This is a genomic window from Ureibacillus chungkukjangi (assembly GCF_003217295.1).
GTDB lineage: Bacteria > Bacillota > Bacilli > Bacillales_A > Planococcaceae > Ureibacillus > Ureibacillus chungkukjangi.
In genome coordinates, this window is the sequence record NZ_QJTJ01000001.1 from 348,548 (window position 1) to 366,617 (window position 18,070).

Annotated in this window: 17 protein-coding genes, 1 riboswitch and 1 other annotated feature; of the genes, 7 read left to right on the forward strand and 10 right to left on the reverse strand. The window is 36.6% G+C overall.

All coding sequences use genetic code 11. The features are described 5' to 3' along the window. Positions 1-274: 274 nt before the first annotated feature. Positions 275-489 (reverse strand) — a binding site (T-box leader). Between the two features lie 86 nt (positions 490-575). Then, positions 576-1,769 (reverse strand): MDR family MFS transporter, encoded by a 1,194-nt coding sequence (locus BJ095_RS01640; protein WP_107935484.1) that lies wholly within the window; start codon positions 1,767-1,769, stop codon positions 576-578. Between the two features lie 312 nt (positions 1,770-2,081). Here BJ095_RS01640 and BJ095_RS01645 point away from each other — a divergent pair, with 312 nt between their 5' ends. Both BJ095_RS01645 and BJ095_RS01650 read left to right on the forward strand, forming a co-directional pair. After that, on the forward strand, positions 2,082-3,053 hold the full coding sequence (locus tag BJ095_RS01645) for a TIGR01212 family radical SAM protein (RefSeq protein ID WP_107935483.1): 972 nt from the start codon (positions 2,082-2,084) through the stop codon (positions 3,051-3,053). 30 nt (positions 3,054-3,083) lie between these two features. Then, positions 3,084-3,656, forward strand: coding sequence for a tRNA (mnm(5)s(2)U34)-methyltransferase (locus BJ095_RS01650; RefSeq protein WP_107935482.1), 573 nt, complete (start codon positions 3,084-3,086; stop codon positions 3,654-3,656). A 46-nt stretch (positions 3,657-3,702) separates the two neighbouring features. On the opposite strand, the gene BJ095_RS01655 is transcribed toward BJ095_RS01650, so the two are convergent. Both BJ095_RS01655 and BJ095_RS01660 read right to left on the reverse strand, forming a co-directional pair. Beyond that, positions 3,703-5,202, reverse strand: a complete 1,500-nt coding sequence (locus tag BJ095_RS01655; RefSeq protein WP_110561289.1) for an alanine/glycine:cation symporter family protein — start codon at positions 5,200-5,202, stop codon at positions 3,703-3,705. 167 nt (positions 5,203-5,369) lie between these two features. Further along, positions 5,370-6,173: an alpha/beta hydrolase gene (locus BJ095_RS01660; protein WP_107935480.1), complete on the reverse strand. Its 804-nt coding sequence runs from the start codon at positions 6,171-6,173 to the stop codon at positions 5,370-5,372. Positions 6,174-6,285: 112 nt separating this feature from the next. On the opposite strand from BJ095_RS01660, the gene BJ095_RS01665 reads away from it, so the two are divergent. Together BJ095_RS01665 and BJ095_RS01670 are read left to right on the forward strand one after the other, a co-directional pair. Continuing rightward, positions 6,286-6,798 carry a gamma carbonic anhydrase gene (locus BJ095_RS01665; protein WP_107935479.1) on the forward strand — a complete coding sequence of 171 codons (513 nt, stop codon included), beginning with the start codon at positions 6,286-6,288 and terminating at the stop codon, positions 6,796-6,798. Positions 6,799-6,916: 118 nt separating this feature from the next. Then, positions 6,917-7,471, forward strand: a complete 555-nt coding sequence (locus BJ095_RS01670) for a hypothetical protein (RefSeq protein WP_107935478.1) — start codon at positions 6,917-6,919, stop codon at positions 7,469-7,471. Between the two features lie 72 nt (positions 7,472-7,543). On the opposite strand, the gene metK is transcribed toward BJ095_RS01670, so the two are convergent. Beyond that, the gene (gene metK, locus BJ095_RS01675) at positions 7,544-8,740 is read right to left on the reverse strand and encodes a methionine adenosyltransferase (protein ID WP_107935477.1); all 1,197 of its coding nucleotides are present in this window, start codon (positions 8,738-8,740) and stop codon (positions 7,544-7,546) included. A gap of 453 nt (positions 8,741-9,193) precedes the next feature. Continuing rightward, a riboswitch (SAM riboswitch) is annotated at positions 9,194-9,307 on the reverse strand. Positions 9,308-9,505: 198 nt separating this feature from the next. On the opposite strand from metK, the gene pckA reads away from it, so the two are divergent. Continuing rightward, positions 9,506-11,092: a phosphoenolpyruvate carboxykinase (ATP) gene (gene pckA / locus BJ095_RS01680; RefSeq protein WP_107935476.1), complete on the forward strand. Its 1,587-nt coding sequence runs from the start codon at positions 9,506-9,508 to the stop codon at positions 11,090-11,092. A gap of 62 nt (positions 11,093-11,154) precedes the next feature. On the opposite strand, the gene BJ095_RS01685 is transcribed toward pckA, so the two are convergent. The 4 genes from BJ095_RS01685 to BJ095_RS01700 form a co-directional block, all read right to left on the reverse strand. Then, on the reverse strand, positions 11,155-11,934 hold the full coding sequence (locus BJ095_RS01685; protein ID WP_107935475.1) for an alpha/beta hydrolase family protein: 780 nt from the start codon (positions 11,932-11,934) through the stop codon (positions 11,155-11,157). Beyond that, positions 11,918-12,385 carry an NUDIX domain-containing protein gene (locus tag BJ095_RS01690; RefSeq protein WP_107935474.1) on the reverse strand — a complete coding sequence of 156 codons (468 nt, stop codon included), beginning with the start codon at positions 12,383-12,385 and terminating at the stop codon, positions 11,918-11,920. Before BJ095_RS01690 ends, BJ095_RS01685 begins: the two co-directional genes overlap by 17 nt. Positions 12,386-12,438: 53 nt before the next feature. Then, entirely contained in the window at positions 12,439-12,753 is a 315-nt protein-coding gene (locus BJ095_RS01695) for a transposase (RefSeq protein WP_107935473.1), read from the reverse strand. A gap of 138 nt (positions 12,754-12,891) precedes the next feature. After that, positions 12,892-13,338, reverse strand: coding sequence for a Dps family protein (locus tag BJ095_RS01700; RefSeq protein ID WP_107935472.1), 447 nt, complete (start codon positions 13,336-13,338; stop codon positions 12,892-12,894). Between the two features lie 333 nt (positions 13,339-13,671). Here BJ095_RS01700 and yidD point away from each other — a divergent pair, with 333 nt between their 5' ends. Next, entirely contained in the window at positions 13,672-13,905 is a 234-nt protein-coding gene (yidD, locus tag BJ095_RS01705) for a membrane protein insertion efficiency factor YidD (RefSeq protein ID WP_107935471.1), read from the forward strand. A gap of 150 nt (positions 13,906-14,055) precedes the next feature. Continuing rightward, on the forward strand, positions 14,056-15,087 hold the full coding sequence (locus tag BJ095_RS01710) for a metal ABC transporter solute-binding protein, Zn/Mn family (RefSeq protein ID WP_107935470.1): 1,032 nt from the start codon (positions 14,056-14,058) through the stop codon (positions 15,085-15,087). Positions 15,088-15,129: 42 nt separating this feature from the next. On the opposite strand, the gene BJ095_RS01715 is transcribed toward BJ095_RS01710, so the two are convergent. Next, entirely contained in the window at positions 15,130-16,566 is a 1,437-nt protein-coding gene (locus BJ095_RS01715; protein ID WP_107935469.1) for an o-succinylbenzoate--CoA ligase, read from the reverse strand. Between the two features lie 93 nt (positions 16,567-16,659). Next, complete coding sequence (locus BJ095_RS01720) at positions 16,660-17,925, reverse strand: sensor domain-containing diguanylate cyclase (RefSeq protein WP_107935468.1); 1,266 nt, start codon at positions 17,923-17,925, stop codon at positions 16,660-16,662. Positions 17,926-18,070: the final 145 nt, after the last annotated feature.

Genomic DNA, 18,070 nt, shown 5'->3' on the forward strand with positions numbered 1-18,070 from the left:
TGGCGTATTTTCACCCAGATTTTATCAAGCTAGCTTGAAAACTACCTCTAGAAATCTGTGGTATCCGCTGGTGGCTATAACTTCATTCTTTAAAGGTTTGAACCTCTACTGAATGAAGTTAACAAAAGCTGTAACAAAAGTAGATTATCCTAATAATGGTAAAACTAATCATCGTCCATGAGCACTTTGACTAGACTTTTACTAGAAGTAAATAGTTACTTTGGATGAAGTTGACAAAATATTTAAAAAATAAAAAAACTCGCCCCTTTCCTTAGAAAGGGACGAGAGATATTTTTAACTCCCGCGGTACCACCCAAATTAGTGACACTACACTCAGCTTAACTTCCATAACGTGGAAAAACGGTTTTAGCTACTAGCTTCACTAAAACAGACTCCAAGGCGAGTTCAATTTCTAGACTTACTAGCTCGCACCACCCGCTAGCTCTCTTAAAAGCTTCAAAATTTACTATTCCTTCTCATTGTCGTACTTTTCATATTTTAATCATTTTAATGTATCCAGGAAAAATAAACAAGTCTTTCCTATTTGGACTAGTTAAAATTTCCTTATTTTAAATTCAATTCTCTGGAATATGATTAGTATATTGGCTATTTTTCCTTTTGAGTGGGCGATCATAAATAAGGCAAGGAATAATTCCAATTATAAATAGTCCACATAACACAATAATTAAGGCATCCATATTATAGACGTCTACAATAATTCCTCCCACGAAAGGTCCAATCATCCTTCCGATGGAGCCAATACTATTTACAACCCCTTGATAAGTACCGCCCTTCCCTTTAGGTGCTAGCATATTGGCAATCGTAGGTACTGCTGGCCACACAAAAATTTCTCCTAAAGTTAAAACCATCATGGCAATTGCGAACATTTTAAAGCTCTCTGCAAACAGTATGATGCTGAATGAAAACATCATGATTAGCATTCCCACAACTAACTGAGCTTTTATTTGCTTCTCGTACTTTTGTACAAGGGGGCTAATAATAGGCTGAAGCGTAATGATTAGTAAACCATTGATAGACCAAAGTAAACTATACTCTTTCAACCCAATTCCGAGACCTTGTATATGTGTTGAAAGTGTCGTGGACCATTGTGAATAAGCGACCCATGCCAGTAAAAATGCACTACACAGAATAAGCAATGAGTAAAAATTGGCCTTTGATGAATGACTTTCAACGATTGTCTCACTCTTCTCTTTTTCGATTACCGGTACCATATGACGATATGTTATAAGAGCTAAAAGTAAAAATAGGATATACAAGCCTAAATTTGAGATAAATAAATAGTCGAAGCTCATTTCGGCAATTGGACCTGCTAGAGCTGGACCGACTGCAACGCCAAGATTTTGTGCTAAATAAATGGCATTAAAGCCTTTTCTTCCACCTTCTGGCCAAACAGCTCCTACTAAAGCGAACATTGCCGGTATAACAATTCCACTTCCAAAGCCCATCACGATTAAAAAGTAAACATAATGTGGCCAGCCGTGCCAGATTGTAATTCCTATTAATGAAAAGACCGTGATCGAAATTCCGAGCATAATCGATCTATAGCCGCCGAATTTATCGAACAAATATCCACCCACTAAATTCCCTAACACAGTCGCACCTGCATTCATCATTAGAACAAACCCAGCAACTGATAGTGATTGTCCTAAATGGTCATGCATGTAAATTGTATTTAAAGGCCAAATAAGCGAGCTTCCTGTAATATTTATAAATGTACCGATCACGAGTAACCATACATTTTTGGGCATTTCCATACTCCTCCATTAAAACTAGCAAAAGCACCCTTTAACTTAAAAGTTGATGTTCTTCTCATTTTGTTTATTTTTTAGTTCACCAAAAAATAATAGTAGTCTCCTTTTTTCAAAAGCACAAGAAAAATTGTCAGGAATAAAAGAAACAATATATTATGGATTATCAAAATATTTTTTCGATAATGAATTGATTGGTTAATAGAACGATAATTTCCATACTTCATTAGAATTACAGTAAAATGTCAGCTTTGTTCAAGTGCCACAAGTACTTTTTCATGGTAGAATGATTTGTTAGAGGAGTGAAATTATATGTCAGAACAACATCAATTCCCTTTCCCTTCTGATGGGAAACGTTACTATACATGGAATCGCTATTTAAGAGATGAATTCGGTAAAAAGGTATTCAAGGTTGCACTTGATGCAGGCTTCGATTGTCCTAATCGTGATGGCACTGTTGCCTTTGGAGGCTGTACTTTTTGTAGTGCAGCTGGAAGTGGAGATTTTGCAGGAGACCGCGTAGATCCAATACCAGTCCAATTTGAAAAAATCAAAGATAAAATGCAGCATAAATGGAAAGATGGCATGACGATGGCCTATTTCCAAGCATACACAAATACTCATGCACCACTACATGTGTTAAAAGAAAAATTCGAGGCTGCTCTTGCTTGTGAAGGTGTAATGGGGTTAAGTATTGCGACTCGTCCAGATTGCCTACCAGATGATGTAGTGGAATACTTAGCAGAGTTAAATGAGAGAACCTATTTATGGGTAGAGCTAGGCTTACAAACTGTCCATGAAAAAACAGCGAATTTAATCAACCGTGCCCATGATTATGCTACATATATAGAGGGTGTAGAAAAGCTGCGCAAGCATAATATTCGCGTATGTACGCATATCATCAACGGCTTACCGTTAGAGGACTACGATATGATGATGGAAACTGCTAGAGAAGTGGCGAAGCTGGATGTTCAAGGAATTAAAATCCACCTTCTACATTTGTTAAAAGGAACACCTTTAGTAAAGCAGTATGAAAAAGGAATGCTCGAATTCCTAGAAAAAGATCAGTATATCCAATTAGTAGCTGACCAATTAGAGATTATTCCACCGGAAATGATAGTCCACCGCATTACAGGTGATGGACCGATTGATTTAATGATTGGACCAATGTGGAGTGTTAACAAATGGGAGGTTCTTAACGGAATCGATGCCGAGCTTGAACGTCGCGGTAGCTGGCAAGGAAAACTATATGTTCCATCTACATCTACTAATGGAATCTTATAATCGCCAGTTAATAAGAGGATGTGAAGAATTTTGAAGCTACAACGTGTATTACAATATGCTCAAAACCTTTTAATGCAGACAATTGAAAAAGGCGAGATTGCCGTAGATGGTACAGCTGGGAACGGACATGATACCTTATTCTTATCTCAGCTTGTAGGAGAATCTGGGCATGTCTATGCATTTGATGTTCAGCAGCAAGCCATAGATTCTACCTTAAAAAGACTGTCTGAACACGGTGCAAGAAATGCTACTGTTCTATTGGATGGCCACGAAAACGTGGCTAATTACGTTCAGCAAGAAATTGCTGGTGCGATATTCAATCTAGGGTACTTACCTGGTGCTGACCATTCAATCATTACTCAAGGAAATACAACAGTAATTGCTATTGAACAATTACTTAAGCTATTAAAAACTGGTGGTGTCATTGTACTTGTGATATACCATGGACATGAAGGAGGAATAGCCGAACGTGACGAGGTTTTACGTTTCGTTAGCTCCCTCCCACAAAAATATGTTCATGTATTGCGCTATGAATTTATCAATCAAAAAAATGACCCGCCCTTTATCGTTGCACTAGAAAAGGTAAAACAATTTCCTGAATGAGAAAAAGCGTGAAGTAAACTAGTTTTTGTTTACTTCACGCTTTTTATTATTGGTCTTTATTATTCTTTTCCCAGAATGTTGCGTTTTTAATACCTAATTTAATAGGATCGAAGACTGGATCTTTTCCTTCTTTTTTCTGTTGCTCATAATCCTTCAACGCGAGAATCGCTGGCTTCATGATGATTAAGATAGCAATGACATTTATCCATACCATCAATCCTAACCCTACGTCACCCATTGCCCACGCTAAATTTGATGTTCTAACTGTCCCGTAAAATGCAGCTGCTAAGATGGCAATCTTCGCTATCCAAATACCAATCTTTTCGTAAGTACCCGAGAATAGGTAAGATACATTTGTTTCTGCAATATAGTAATAGGCCATAATCGTTGTAAATGCGAAGAAGAATAATGCAATCGCAACAAATGGTGCGCCAAAGCCAGGTAAAGAAGAATCTACTGCATATTGAGTATAAGCTGCACCTGCTTCAATGCTTTTAGCAAATGTAACTTGCTCTTCCCCTGATAATTGACCGGAATTGAATTCCCCAACTTGAACGAATGTAGCTGCTGGATCTGCAGCCTTTTCATCATGCACATTATACATTCCTGTAAATAGAATCATAAATGCAGTAGCCGAACAAACTAGTAAAGTATCAATGTAAACTGAGGCTGCTTGAACTAAACCTTGTTTGGCAGGGTGAGAAACCTCAGCTGCAGCTGCTGGATGAGGACCTGTACCTTGACCCGCTTCGTTTGAATAAATCCCACGTTTAACTCCCCAAGCAATAGCCGACCCTATTAATCCACCAAATAATTCTTGAGCACCGAAAGCACTAGAGAAAATAAGTCCGATTACACTTGGTACCTCAGAAATATTCATGAAGACGATAACAAGAGCCATTAAAATATAAGCAATCGCCATAAATGGAACAATAATTTGAGCCGCATTGGCAATCCATTTAACTCCACCAATAATAATAATACCTAGTAAAATAGCAATAACTAGTCCCGTAATCCACGCTTCAATACCAAAAGCACTTTGAACTGCACCAGCAATCGCATTTGACTGAACACCAGGCATTAACACCAGCATTGCAATTAAAGCTGCTACTGCAAAAATTACAGCAAACCATTTTTGTCCCATTCCTTTTTCAATATAGAAGGCAGGACCACCTCGATACTCAGTTTCTTTTTCTTCTTTGTAGATTTGAGCTAATGTCAATTCTACATAGGCTGTAGCTGCTCCTATGAAGGCAATCGCCCACATCCAGAACACTGCCCCTGGACCACCAAAACCAATTGCTGTAGCAGTACCAGCGATATTACCAGTCCCTACACGACCAGAAAGTGCAATTGATAAAGCTTGGAAAGAAGAAATTCCTTTCTCAGATTTTTTACCTTTAAACATTAGAGCAAACATGTCTTTAATATGTCGTACCTGCAAAAAACGAGTCATAATCGAGAAGAAAATCCCCACGATCAAGATTCCATAGATAAACCATGGACCCCAAAAAAAGTCGTTTAGCGCTTTTACTAAACCTTCCATCTGAACACCTCTTTTTTTATGTATATTTTATTGTTATAAAATTCAATATATTACACAAATTGAATTTATTCAATATTTTTCGATAATTAAAGATTTATAATCTACTAATATATCCCCTTTAAATACAAAAAATACTCAGTTATGGTGGACTGAGTACTGAAAATTTTTTATTTAATTATATAACCGAGTGCTCTAAGAACGTTATTCATGAAATCCTTTGAGTAGATGAAAATTTCTTCTCTTTCATTATCATGGAATAGATTATGATAACTATATGGCCACTCCTTATATTGAACCTCTGTCGATTTTTGATTGAATAACCATTTACGAACTACAGCTGGATCAGTAATTTTATCCTGCTTGGCTGTTATTAATAAAATCGGCAATGACAAATTACTTTCTTGTTCAGAAATAATATTTTTCATAAGGTTCTGTACACCCTTATACCATCCAACCGTTGCATAGGAATGGTAAGGAATTTTATCTACTAACTCCTGATAGCCGTCATTATTTCTAGTTAGCATTTTCTTGTCGAATTTTAAAGAGATTTTTTTATTTGAAGCCAGATTTCCTAAGTTAGTCATGGCATTTGTTAATAAATTCGTAGTTTTTCTTAAACTTAGCCATGGTGATGTCAGGATTAAGCCTGCACATTCTACTTCATTTTTTTTCAAAAAGTTAATCGCTAAAGTAGCTCCTAAGCCATGCCCAATGATAAAAACAGGTAGCTGATATAGTACCGCATTTTGCATTAGCTTTTTAATAAAATCCGAGTATTCCTTTATATCTTCATCATGAATTTTTGCATATTTTGAATTCTTTCCATGACCAGGTAAATCACCCATGACGATTGTAAAGCCCTCTGTTCGAAGCTTTTCGATTAACCATGCATACCATTGATGCTGCTCGAACGCACTATGTAAAAGAACAACAACAGCTTTTGCTTGTCCCTCTGCTTCCCATTTCCACATAACTTCTTGCCCTCCTACCCAATTAAAATGGGCAAACTTGCATTCTAATTTTCATTCTTTGCTATATTTGTTACGCTATACTATATCATACTGAGAAATGAGGAGATTTTCGATGATTTACCCTTTTAAAGATAAAAATCCTAAAATAGACCCATCTGTCTATATCGCAGATAATGCTGTAGTTACAGGGGATGTCACTATAGAGGAAGAATCTACTATATGGTTTAATACGGTGATTCGTGGTGATGTCGCGCCAACAATTATTGGAAAACGCTGTAGTATACAAGACTTGAGCTGTATTCACCAAAGTCCGAATAATCCGGTAATTATTGAAGACGAAGTAACTGTAGGCCACCAGGTTACATTACATGGTTGTGTTATTCGAAAAAGCGCTTTAATCGGAATGGGTTCTATTATTTTGGACGGTGCAGAAATTGGAGAAGGAGCTTTTATCGGTGCTGGGAGTCTTGTTCCTCCAGGTAAAAAAATCCCCCCTAATAGCTTGGCAATGGGGAGACCAGCAAAGGTAGTTCGTGAAGTTACGCCTGAAGATCGGGAGGATATGGACCGTATCATTCGCGAATATGTAGAAAAAGGACAAATTTACAAATCACTTCAGCCTTAACAACATATGATAGTAGAAACTCTAAATTTTCAGGTATAACGCTTCTTGCTTATACCTATTTTTTTTCAAAACTCTGAGTCTTTGAATCATTACATAAACTATATATAAGGAGAATGAGATGAACCAATATGAAACTAAAAGTATCTACTGGGTATTAGCAATACTCGTTATTATTATTGCTCCAATAATCGTGTTATTGACCCCTGTAATATTATCTGTAGTTGTATTTGAGGAGCCAAATAAAATTGCATTTATATCCTTTGGCAAAAATCTAGTTGTATATTCTTTAGCCTTTTTCATTGCCTTTATTTCATTAATAGTGCTGTATTTCATTAAAAAGATTATTACTAAGATAGTTGTTCTGATTTTATCGGCTTTTGGATTTTTCACTATCTTTTTTATGGGCGTAAATTATTATGTCTATTTAGATGAAGATTATATCGAGTATAATCCTTTGTTTGGTAGTAAAGTAGTTTACGAATGGTCTGATTTATCTCACATAAGCCATGTCTATCCAGAAGATTATAATGATAAAGAAACCTACACCTTCACCTTCAGCGATGGCTATTCATTTGAGTTTGAAGCAACAGGTGCAGTAGACTCCTCCATAAAAAGCAATATCTACAACAAAACTCAATTTTATAACATCCCCTTAGAACAGGATTTCCCTTGAAATGAAAACAGGTAGAGCGCAACTAGGCTCTACCTATTTATATCTATTCCCCTGCAAGGATTGATGTTAGTATTATAGACCTGCTTTGTCTTTTAAAAGGCTAGCAATATCTGTATTTTCCCAAGGTACATCTAAGTCCGTACGACCAAAGTGTCCATAGGCTGCTGTTTGCTTGTAAATTGGTCTACGTAAATCCAGCATTTTAATAATGCCTGCAGGACGTAAGTCGAATAATTCACTTACCCATTCTACTAATTGCTCTTCTTTCACAATTCCAGTTCCAAATGTATCAATTGAAATAGAAACTGGACGAGCAACGCCAATAGCATAAGCTAATTGTACTTCTGCACGTTCAGCTAAACCTGCTGCTACAATATTTTTTGCTACATATCTTGCCGCATATGCTGCAGAGCGGTCAACTTTTGTTGCATCCTTACCCGAAAAAGCACCGCCACCATGACGAGCATAACCACCGTAAGTATCAACAATAATTTTACGGCCAGTTAAGCCGGCATCTCCTTTAGGCCCACCGATAACAAAACGGCCAGTTGGGTTGATAAAGTATTTAGTACCCGCATCAATTAATTCTTCAGGAACCACTACGTTAATAACCTTTTCTTTAATATCTTCTTGAATTTGTTCTAAAGTTACTTCTTCATCATGCTGTGTTGAGATAACAATAGTATCTACACGAACTGGTCTGTTTTGTTCATCATACTCAACTGTTACTTGAGTTTTTCCATCTGGACGTAGGTACGTAAGCTCTTCAGATTTTCTTACCTCTGTTAAGCGTCGAGCTAATCGATGTGCAAGGCTGATTGGTAAAGGCATAAGCTCTGGTGTTTCATTACATGCAAAACCAAACATTAAACCTTGGTCTCCTGCCCCAATTGCTTCGATATCTGCATCAGTCATTGAACCTTCACGAGCTTCTAAAGCTTGGTCAACACCTAAGGCTATATCTGCTGATTGTTCACCAATGGCAACTAGTACGGCAAGGTTTTCTGCATCGAAACCATATTTTCCGCGAGTGTAGCCAATCTCAGCTACTGTATCGCGAACAATACCTTTAATATCTACATAAGTAGATGTTGTAATTTCACCTGCTACAAGTACTAAACCTGTTGTTACAGTAGTTTCACAAGCTACACGTGCATTTGGATCTTCTCTTAAAATTGCATCTAAAATTGCATCAGAAATTTGGTCACAAATTTTGTCTGGGTGCCCTTCTGTCACACTTTCTGATGTAAACAGTCGACGATTTGTCATTTCGTTTCCTCCTAAGTTTATAGCGAGATAATTTCTCGTTTTTGATACGGTACTCATTATCCATGTTAAACCCGTTCTACTAGATCGGTATTCCTGCCGTTACCTTTTAACTTGCCCATTTTTTCCCACTTTTTAAAATTTAATTAGGAAAATTTGAATTATTGTTTTATTATTATGTATAAAACAGTAATGGAACAATTTTTAGCCTAACAGTTGTCACTGTAATTAATCTTAGTTATTTAGTAAAGACTAAGTACAGGACTTATTTAAACTACATTCTAAAATGTATAGACGATCTCTTCACAAATACATGGATTTAGAAAGGCTCAGATAAAAATAGAAAGAAATGCTATACTATCCTTATCATTCTGTTCTAATTAGAAAAAAAAATTCCTCCACTCATTGTTAAGTACATGAGTAAAAGGAATTGTGGTTTCATGACATTACCTTTCACTCTTATCGTTCAAGGGTATTCCCTTGCATCAGGTTGGCACCATCGCGTTAAATGAATAACGCAGGTTGCCGGGTTTCATAGGGCCTTGACCCTCCACCAACTCGGGATAAGAGTATCCGTTCAAGAGTAAATCTTACGGAAAGTAGATTCACTTGTCAATCGTTTTTGAATAATTCTATTAAAGTTTAAAAATTTAAAAATAAATGTTGGATTAGTATAGACTAATTAATTCAATGTGTTATACTAATTTTTGAAAATAATCAAACCTCCCACCATTTTGGGAATTCTATAAAAAGGATGGTATTTAATCGATGAATTCAGTAGAAATTGCTAATGAGCTGAAGGAATTATTAAACGGCGAAAATATTAAAGTTCAATTATCCGTACCACAATTAGTGGAAAAAGCTACAGAACGTGGAGAAGCTACATTAACTGTTGATGGTGCCATAAGTGCTGAAACAGGCAAATATACTGGTCGTTCTCCTAAAGATAAATATATCGTAGAAGAAGAAAGCACAAAAGATAAAATCGACTGGGGTAATGTTAACCGTCCGATTTCTGCTGAAGTGTTTGATAATCTATATGTAAAAGTTGTCAACTATTTAAAAGAAAAAGATGAGCTTTTTGTATTCAAAGGATATGCTGGTGCTGACAAAGACTCTCAGCTGCAAATCCAAGTTATTAACGAATATGCATGGCATAATCTTTTCTGTCATCAATTATTCATCCGTCCAACTGAAGCAGAATTACCTATTCATAATGCTGAATTTACAATTGTATCAGCACCAAACTTTAAAGCAGATCCAGCAGTTGATGGAACAGCCTCTGAAACATTTATCATCGTATCATTAGAAAAGAAAATTATTTTAATCGGTGGTACCGAATATGCTGGCGAAATGAAAAAATCTATCTTCGGAATTATGAACTATCTACTTCCTGAAAATGATATTTTCTCTATGCACTGTTCTGCAAACGTAGGTGAAGCAGGAGATGTTGCATTATTCTTCGGATTATCTGGTACTGGTAAAACAACTTTATCGGCAGATAGCAACCGCAAACTAATCGGTGACGATGAGCATGGTTGGTCAGATAATGGTGTATTCAACATTGAGGGTGGATGCTATGCAAAAACTATCAACCTTTCTGCTGAAAAAGAACCAGAAATTTATAATGCAATTCGTTTTGGTACAGTATTAGAAAACGTAGTAGTAGATTCAAAATCTCGTATTCCTAACTACGATGATAGTACTTTAACTGAAAATACGCGTGCTGCTTACCCAATTAACTTTATCGATAATATTGTTATGCCTTCTGTTGCAGGTCATCCAAAAACTATCGTATTTTTAACTGCTGATGCTTTTGGTGTGTTACCTCCAATCAGTAGATTAACAAAAGAACAAGCGATGTACCACTTCTTAAGTGGCTTTACTTCAAAATTAGCAGGTACAGAGCGTGGAGTTACTTCTCCAGAGCCAGTATTCTCTACTTGCTTCGGTTCACCTTTCTTACCTCTTCCAGCTACACGCTACGCTGAGATGTTAGGTGAAAAAATTGATGAGCACGGCTCTCAAGTATTCTTAGTAAACACTGGTTGGACTGGTGGAGAATACGGTGTGGGTACTCGTATGAAGCTTTCTTATACTCGCACAATGGTTCGTGCTGCTATCGATGGAAAACTTAGTGACGTTGAAACGACACAAGATTCAATCTTTGGCTTACACATTCCAACAGCTGTGGAAGGTGTACCAAGTGAAGTGTTAGATCCTCGTGCTGCATGGGCTGACAAAGAAGCATACGATCAAAAAGCTAATTTCTTAGCTAACCTATTTAAAGAAAACTTCACAAAGTTCTCTAACGTTTCTGAAGATATCTTAAAAAAAGGTGGACCAATAGCTTAATTCCGATAACATTGAACAATATAAAAGCGGACTTTCTCTTAAAAAAGAGACGTCCGCTTTTTTTATTTCATTTTCATCCATTCACTTAAAGCCCTAACTGTTTGTCGGTTAATATGTGGAGGATAGTAATGAGTTAAGCCTGAAGAGAACCATGTCTCTACCTGCTTTTTTTCTTTGATTAATGTTTTTTCTAAATCATAGCTTTGTTCTATGCTAACATTCTCATCATCAGTACCATGAATGATAAGAACTGGGGCATTTATCATATCGACCTTTAAAAGAGGATTTCGTTCATCGTATTTTTCCTGTTCTTTATTTGGAGAGCCTCCAATAATACGTTTCAATGTTCTCCTCATGTCTACACGTTCCATGTACATTGAGGTAACATCTGAAACACCAGCCCATGTAACAACAGATTTGATGTCATCTCTTAAAATGGCAGTCCATAAAGCCATTAAGCCTCCACGAGAGAAACCAAATAAATGTACTTTCTTAACATTTGCACACTTTTTTAGAAATTCAATGCTATTCACTGCATCAAAACGGTCCTCTCCAGCCATCTCGTCACGCCCTTCCCCTCCTCGATTACCACGATAATAAGGGGCAAAGACAACTATGCCTTGACTCGCAAATTGGGCTATTCTCGGTGCACGAACCATGCCGATTGACTGAAGACCACCACGCAAATACAGTAACGCTTCGTACTGTCCTTCTTTTTTAGGTTTTGCTAATAATCCTTTCACACGAAGCCCCTGCGACCAATAGACAATTTCCTGCAAGATAACATGTGGGTTCGGCGATGGATAGCTTCTAATCATTTCAATACTACCATTTTCTTTCATGATGCTTCACTTCCTGTAACATCTTTTTCATTCCTGCATCTTTCATATAGAAGCTTAAATTTGGATGATTCTCTAATTCCTCAGAAGTAAGCCAGGTCATCCCTAGTGTTTCATGCTCTTCGACAAACTCATCGATTCTTTCCACTTTTCCTGTAAACACTGCTTTACAAAATGGAGGCGCATCATGAACAACATAATACGCAAACCATTTCAAATCATCAATTTGAACTGCCGTTTCTTCATAAACCTCACGAATTGCTGCTGTTTCTAATGTTTCTCCTGGTTCTATTTTTCCACCTGGAAATTCTATGCCCCGCTTTTTGTTGATGGTGCATAGCCATTTCCCCTCGTAATACACCAATACTAAAACATGCTTCGGTTCTATTTCATAAGGCCCTTTTTCAAAGCTTAGCTCACATTTACATCCATTTTCATCGATAAAATTAAACATCCCTTTAGCCACTTCCTTCTTACTAATAAGTCTAGCTAAGGGATGTATTGGAATCAATGGAAATAAGGCAATTCTTCAACAAATTTTTTCGTATGTTCGTCACCAAATTCATGGATTAACGCATATATTTTTTTCATTCTTGTATCAATTTCATCATTAGATTCGTCCAAGTGATATGGGATATATGGTAAGTGAGCACGAACAATATTATCGAATTCCAAAGAATTTAGCTGTAAAAATAACTTTTCAAACAAACGTGCTTTCTGTTCTTCTAATTGCAGTTTAAATTCACAAGGCAATCCTAGCGGCAAATAGCTGTAAGACTGATTAGCGACAGAAACATAAATTGTAGTATCGATAATAATCAACTCCTTTTCAACAGTATGCCGCGGAAAAAAGTGAACTATTCATACCGCAAAAAAGTGAGTTGTATTAGTAAGTTTTAAAGTTTAACAAAAAACCCAAAAGTATTTAGATATATCTTTTGGGCCATATTATTTATATTCTTATCGCTCATTTAAGAACGCCGAAAGCATCCAGACATGTTTTTCAAAGCTTTGCGCCATTGCATTTAGCATGTCTTCTGTACGGTCATCACCTTCTTCTGAAGCCTGCTGCATTGCTTCTTTAAGAAAGCCCATAATCGTTTTAAAGTCAGTAATTGTTGTACCAACCATTTCCTCAGTTGTTTCTGTACCAGTGGCTTCTCTAATATGAGACATCTCTAGATGCTCTGCTAAGGTTGCAACCGGTTTTCCACCCTTAGATAAAATACGTTCCGCAATTTCATCTAAATTTAATGTGACCTCATTATAAAGCTCCTCGAATTTTGCATGTAATGTAAAGAAGGATGGTCCATTTACATACCAATGATAATTATGAAGCTTTGTATAAAGTACTGAAGTTGTTGCAACTAAATCGTTTAAGTGTTCTACTAATGGTTTGTTTGCCATAATATCCACCTCTTATTTAAATTAATTTTTTTACTTTCTAATGACACCATTACTATAACCTTCATAGCATTGTTTAAAACATCTCCATATATATAAAGACTTATAACTGTTGGAATTGTTTACCCTAGTCTTGTCTATATGATTTATAATAATGTTTGAGGTGATTGTTATGGATACTACTTTAGCTATAATAATTCTAGTTGCTGTTATGTACTTCGTTATTATTATTTGCGCTATCCTTTTTATTATGAACAAAAGAAAAAATATATTTACTCAAACAATTGATCCAAAGCCGCAGCAGACTTTTCAAGTGAAGCAGGAGAAGAAAAATTCATGAAGTATCCTTTTATTTGGCTTATAACATTTTATCGTAAAGTGATTTCACCAGTTACCCCTCCGTCTTGCCGCTTTTACCCAACATGCTCTCAATATGGGCTAGAGGCATTTCAAAAACATGGGGCCCTTAAAGGACTTTACCTAACGACAAAAAGAATATTAAAATGCCAACCATTCCATCCTGGTGGCTTTGACCCGGTACCAGAAAAATGGCCTTCGAAGAAAAAATAATTCGAGGGCCTTTTGTTATGACAATTATTGATTAATATTTTTTTAGAAAATATATTTTTTCTAATTGTTTTTTTTCATTTCTTCATGTATTATTGAGAATGTTGAAATTGCAAATAGTAACAATTACTATTTAGAAGGGTTTGAAAAGAAATGAAAAAATTCTCTTATTTACTATTAATTGCTGCCCTTTTCCTTGGACTAACAGCATGTAATAGCACTTCCACTACTAATAATGAAGCAGCAACTACAAAAAAAGATGCGGATACAATTAATGTTTACACAACGGTTTATCCTTTAAGCTACTTTGCGGAGCGTATTGGTGGCGAGTATGTCAATGTTACTTCTATTTACCCACCTGGAACAAATGAACATACATTTGAACCAACTCAAAAGGATATGATGGCTTTAGCAGATGCAGACCTGTTCTTCTATATCGGATTAGGACTTGAAGGATTTGTTGAAAACGCTAAAAACACGTTAAAAAATGAAAACGTAAAATTAGTTGCCACATCAGATGCTATCTCAGATGATCAGCTTCAAGCATCTGCAGAAGAGGAGCATGCCCACGAAGACGAGGGACATGAAGAGCACGACCATGATCATGAAGGTGACGGTCATGAAGAGGATGAAGAAGAAGGTCATGAAGGTCATAACCATGGCGAAACAGATCCACATCTTTGGCTATCTCCAACACTTTCACAGGATTTAGCACGTGCAGTAAAAGACGAGCTTGTTGCTGCTTTACCTGAACAAGAACAACTATTAAATGAAAACTATGACCAGTTGATTTCTGATTTAGAATCTCTTGACCAAGAATTTGAAAAAATGGCGTCAAAGGCTACATCAAAAACTTTCTTTGTTTCTCATGCTTCATTTGGTTATATCGCACAGCAATATGGATTAGAGCAAATTGCTATTGCAGGGATTAACTCACAAAGTGAGCCATCACAGAAAGAGTTAACTGAAATTGTCGATCAGGCTGAAATGCTACAAGTTTCTTATATTTTATTTGAACAAAACGTTTCTTCAAAGCTTTCTTCAGTTATTCAAAACGAAGTTGGCGCTGACTCGCTTGAATTGCATAATTTAAGTGTTTTAACTGAAGAGGATATTAAAAATAATGAAATCTACTTCACGCTGATGGAAAAGAATATTGAAACATTGAGTCAAGCTTTACAATAATAGAAAACGGTTCATCTCTTCATTTGAGTTGAACCGTTTTTGTTAGTTTAATAAGTCTTTAAGCTTTCTTCTGAGCAATTTATCTGATCCACTTCGCGGCAGATTCGGTACAACATGAAAATACTTAGGTACCTTATATTTTGCTAATCGTTCTTTACAAAACTCTATTAGCTCATCCTCACGAACATCTTCCTTTAAAACGATAAACGCTACTGGAACCTGTCCCCAGGTTTCATCATCTATGGCACAAACACCAGCCTCACCAACCGCCTGATGGCTCAGCAGAACATTCTCTATCTCAGCTGGATAGATATTTTCTCCACCTGAAATGAGTAGGTCAGAGCGGCGATCTACTACAAATAAATAACCTTCCTCATCTAAGTATCCAATATCCCCAGTATGTAACCATCCATCAACTGTCGAGCTTCTCTCCGAAAAACTTCCAATATAACCCGGTGTCACATGGGGTCCACGAATTAATATCTCCCCCATCTCTCCCGGAGACGCGACGCCAGCTATCTTAATTTGATTAAAGAATAACGGCTTCCCAGCAGAACCTAATTTTCTCAAGGCGTCTTCATTTGAAAGGGTAGCTGTTTGAGAAGACGTCTCTGTCATTCCATAAGTTTGTGAAACCATTAGATTTAAGCGATGCGCTCGCTTGATATAATTTTCAGGAACTGGTCCACCACCGGCCAAAATCATTTTAAATTTAGGTGAGGCTTCAAGTCCTCTATCTTCTAGCTCTTGTAGGACACGCTGAAGCATCACTGCTACTGCAGACATATGTGTGACTTGTCCCTCTGCAATATCCAATGCCGCTTGATCCTTGTCAAACTTTTTATAAAGCTTTACAGCATTCCCATATAATAAAGAACGAACTAATATTGAAAACCCACTAATGTGAAACAATGGTACCGTACAAAGCCAGACATCTTCTTCAGATAAGCCGATATTTAATACAGATGCTAAAGCACTTGCTTGATGGTTCCCTACTGTTTGACGCACGCCCTTAGGTAATCCAGTAGTTCCAGATGTATACATAATCGTAACGGTTTGATCTAGGGACCATTCTTTACTTATCTCAAGGGATTTACCCACCGTACTTTCAACTGCAGAGAATACAATCGGCGTATGAATATCTGGTAGCAGTAAAGCATCCTCATCAGCTACCAATACTTTTTCTACCTGTGCATCCTCAATTTGATATTGTAGCTCGACCTTTGATAGCTTACGATTTAACATCACCATTTCACATTGGAGATGCATGCATGCATACATCATAAAAATAAGGCTTGGTTCACTAGGGCCAAGAATCGCTACTCGTTCCTTAGGTTTAATGCCCAAAGCAGTTAATTGTGTTGCTCGTTTAACTGATATATTTTTTAGTTCTTCAAAAGTCCAAGATTGCTCTTCAAAACTCAATGCTCTACGTGCTGGTGTCAATTGTGCACGCTGTAAAATCCAGTTTGGATACATTGCCACTCCCCCCAATTCCTGCATATATATTTTAACGCTAATAGAGAAAACTTCAAACTAAAAGAGGCTCACCTAGTAAGGAAAGCCTCAGATTCATGAATTGTTGATATGATATTGGTTCTTGCCTTCATGCTTAACCTCGTAAAGGGCAACATCTGCACTTTTGAAATAATACGTTTCACTCATGTACTTTGTCGTACAAATTGTTGCACCTATACTATTTGTTATAGCAATTGAAGTTTTCTCAGTAACAATTTCCTCAAGCATTATATTTTGAAGCTTTTGGATAACCTCTTTTAATGCTTCTTCATTATCACATCTATATAACAGTACTATAAATTCATCGCCGCCTAGCCTTGCAGCAATGCCTTCTTCTCCAATTACCTGTCGCGTTCGTCTCGCAACCTCCTGTATCACCTGATCTCCTATCTCATGTCCCCAGGTATCATTTACAGTCTTAAAATCATCAATATCAAATAAGATTAGTGAAAAAAACTGCTCTGTTAAGTTAAGTTTTTCAATGGATTCGGTTAGGCATTTTTCAAAATAACGACGATTTGGCAATCCAGTTAACGGATCATGATAAGCATAATACTCTAACTTTTCTTGCATTTCTTTTTGCATTGAAATATCACTAGCTACTAAAACCATTTGTCTGAAATTATCTTCTTCATCGAATACAGGAGTCCCCTTCACTTCAGTCCAAATCCATCCATTCACTTTATGGAGTATTTTAATGATGATTTGAAATGGTTTTCCGGTTTTCCTCGAATCAATATAGACTTGATTTAACTGCTCAGAATAATCTGGGTGATTGTAAAAGAATGGATCCTGCTGCAGCATTCCTTCTACGGTTTTCTTATCATATCCAAACATACCCTCAACAGAAGGTGAAACATAGAGATATTCTCGATGTTCATTCATTAAAAGAATAACATCCTGTACATTTTCCGCTATTATTTTGAAAAACAATTCACTTTGGTGATACTTATTCATTAATGAATCGTATTCAGTCATATCCTTTAAGGCTAAAAATAAGCCTTTTTTTATGTCGGATTTATCCAAAGGAATACATTTCACTAAACAATTAATTCGTTTTCCATTCTTATGGAGCAATTGAATATTTGTATCTGTTTTAATCCCACTCATCATATCAGCAAAGCATCTTCTGGCTTGTTCCTTGTCTTCAATGAAAGATATAAACGCTTGATTTTGCATCTCACTTAATGAATAACCGATAACCTTTTCGCTAGCTGCATTTCCATTTTGTATTTCACCTGATAAATTGATTATTAAAATTGCATCATTGTTCAAATCAAAAAGTGATCGATAATTAAAGTTGTCAGGAGAATGGTTCATTTTTCATCTCTCCTTAAGTTATATACGTAAGTATTAAAAGTCAAAACGCAATCGAGTAGGAGGGAGTGATTAACTCCCGACCTCTCACACCACCGTACGTACGGTTCCGTATACGGCGGTTCAATTAAGATGAATAACGCAAAGT

What these genes read in the sequence shown, in the direction of transcription:
- metK (WP_107935477.1), bottom strand. Translation starts at nt 8,740, where the DNA reads ATGACAAATCGTCGACTGTTTACATCAGAAAGTGTGACAGAAGGGCAC.
- BJ095_RS01670 (WP_107935478.1), top strand. Translation starts at nt 6,917, where the DNA reads ATGAACCAATATGAAACTAAAAGTATCTACTGGGTATTAGCAATACTC.
- BJ095_RS01720 (WP_107935468.1), bottom strand. Translation starts at nt 17,925, where the DNA reads ATGAACCATTCTCCTGACAACTTTAATTATCGATCACTTTTTGATTTG.
- BJ095_RS01645 (WP_107935483.1), top strand. Translation starts at nt 2,082, where the DNA reads ATGTCAGAACAACATCAATTCCCTTTCCCTTCTGATGGGAAACGTTAC.
- yidD (WP_107935471.1), top strand. Translation starts at nt 13,672, where the DNA reads ATGAAGTATCCTTTTATTTGGCTTATAACATTTTATCGTAAAGTGATT.
- BJ095_RS01690 (WP_107935474.1), bottom strand. Translation starts at nt 12,385, where the DNA reads ATGTTTAATTTTATCGATGAAAATGGATGTAAATGTGAGCTAAGCTTT.
- BJ095_RS01665 (WP_107935479.1), top strand. Translation starts at nt 6,286, where the DNA reads ATGATTTACCCTTTTAAAGATAAAAATCCTAAAATAGACCCATCTGTC.
- BJ095_RS01655 (WP_110561289.1), bottom strand. Translation starts at nt 5,202, where the DNA reads ATGGAAGGTTTAGTAAAAGCGCTAAACGACTTTTTTTGGGGTCCATGG.
- BJ095_RS01715 (WP_107935469.1), bottom strand. Translation starts at nt 16,566, where the DNA reads ATGTATCCAAACTGGATTTTACAGCGTGCACAATTGACACCAGCACGT.
- BJ095_RS01640 (WP_107935484.1), bottom strand. Translation starts at nt 1,769, where the DNA reads ATGCCCAAAAATGTATGGTTACTCGTGATCGGTACATTTATAAATATT.
- BJ095_RS01710 (WP_107935470.1), top strand. Translation starts at nt 14,056, where the DNA reads ATGAAAAAATTCTCTTATTTACTATTAATTGCTGCCCTTTTCCTTGGA.
- BJ095_RS01660 (WP_107935480.1), bottom strand. Translation starts at nt 6,173, where the DNA reads ATGTGGAAATGGGAAGCAGAGGGACAAGCAAAAGCTGTTGTTGTTCTT.
- BJ095_RS01685 (WP_107935475.1), bottom strand. Translation starts at nt 11,934, where the DNA reads ATGAAAGAAAATGGTAGTATTGAAATGATTAGAAGCTATCCATCGCCG.
- BJ095_RS01700 (WP_107935472.1), bottom strand. Translation starts at nt 13,338, where the DNA reads ATGGCAAACAAACCATTAGTAGAACACTTAAACGATTTAGTTGCAACA.
- pckA (WP_107935476.1), top strand. Translation starts at nt 9,506, where the DNA reads ATGAATTCAGTAGAAATTGCTAATGAGCTGAAGGAATTATTAAACGGC.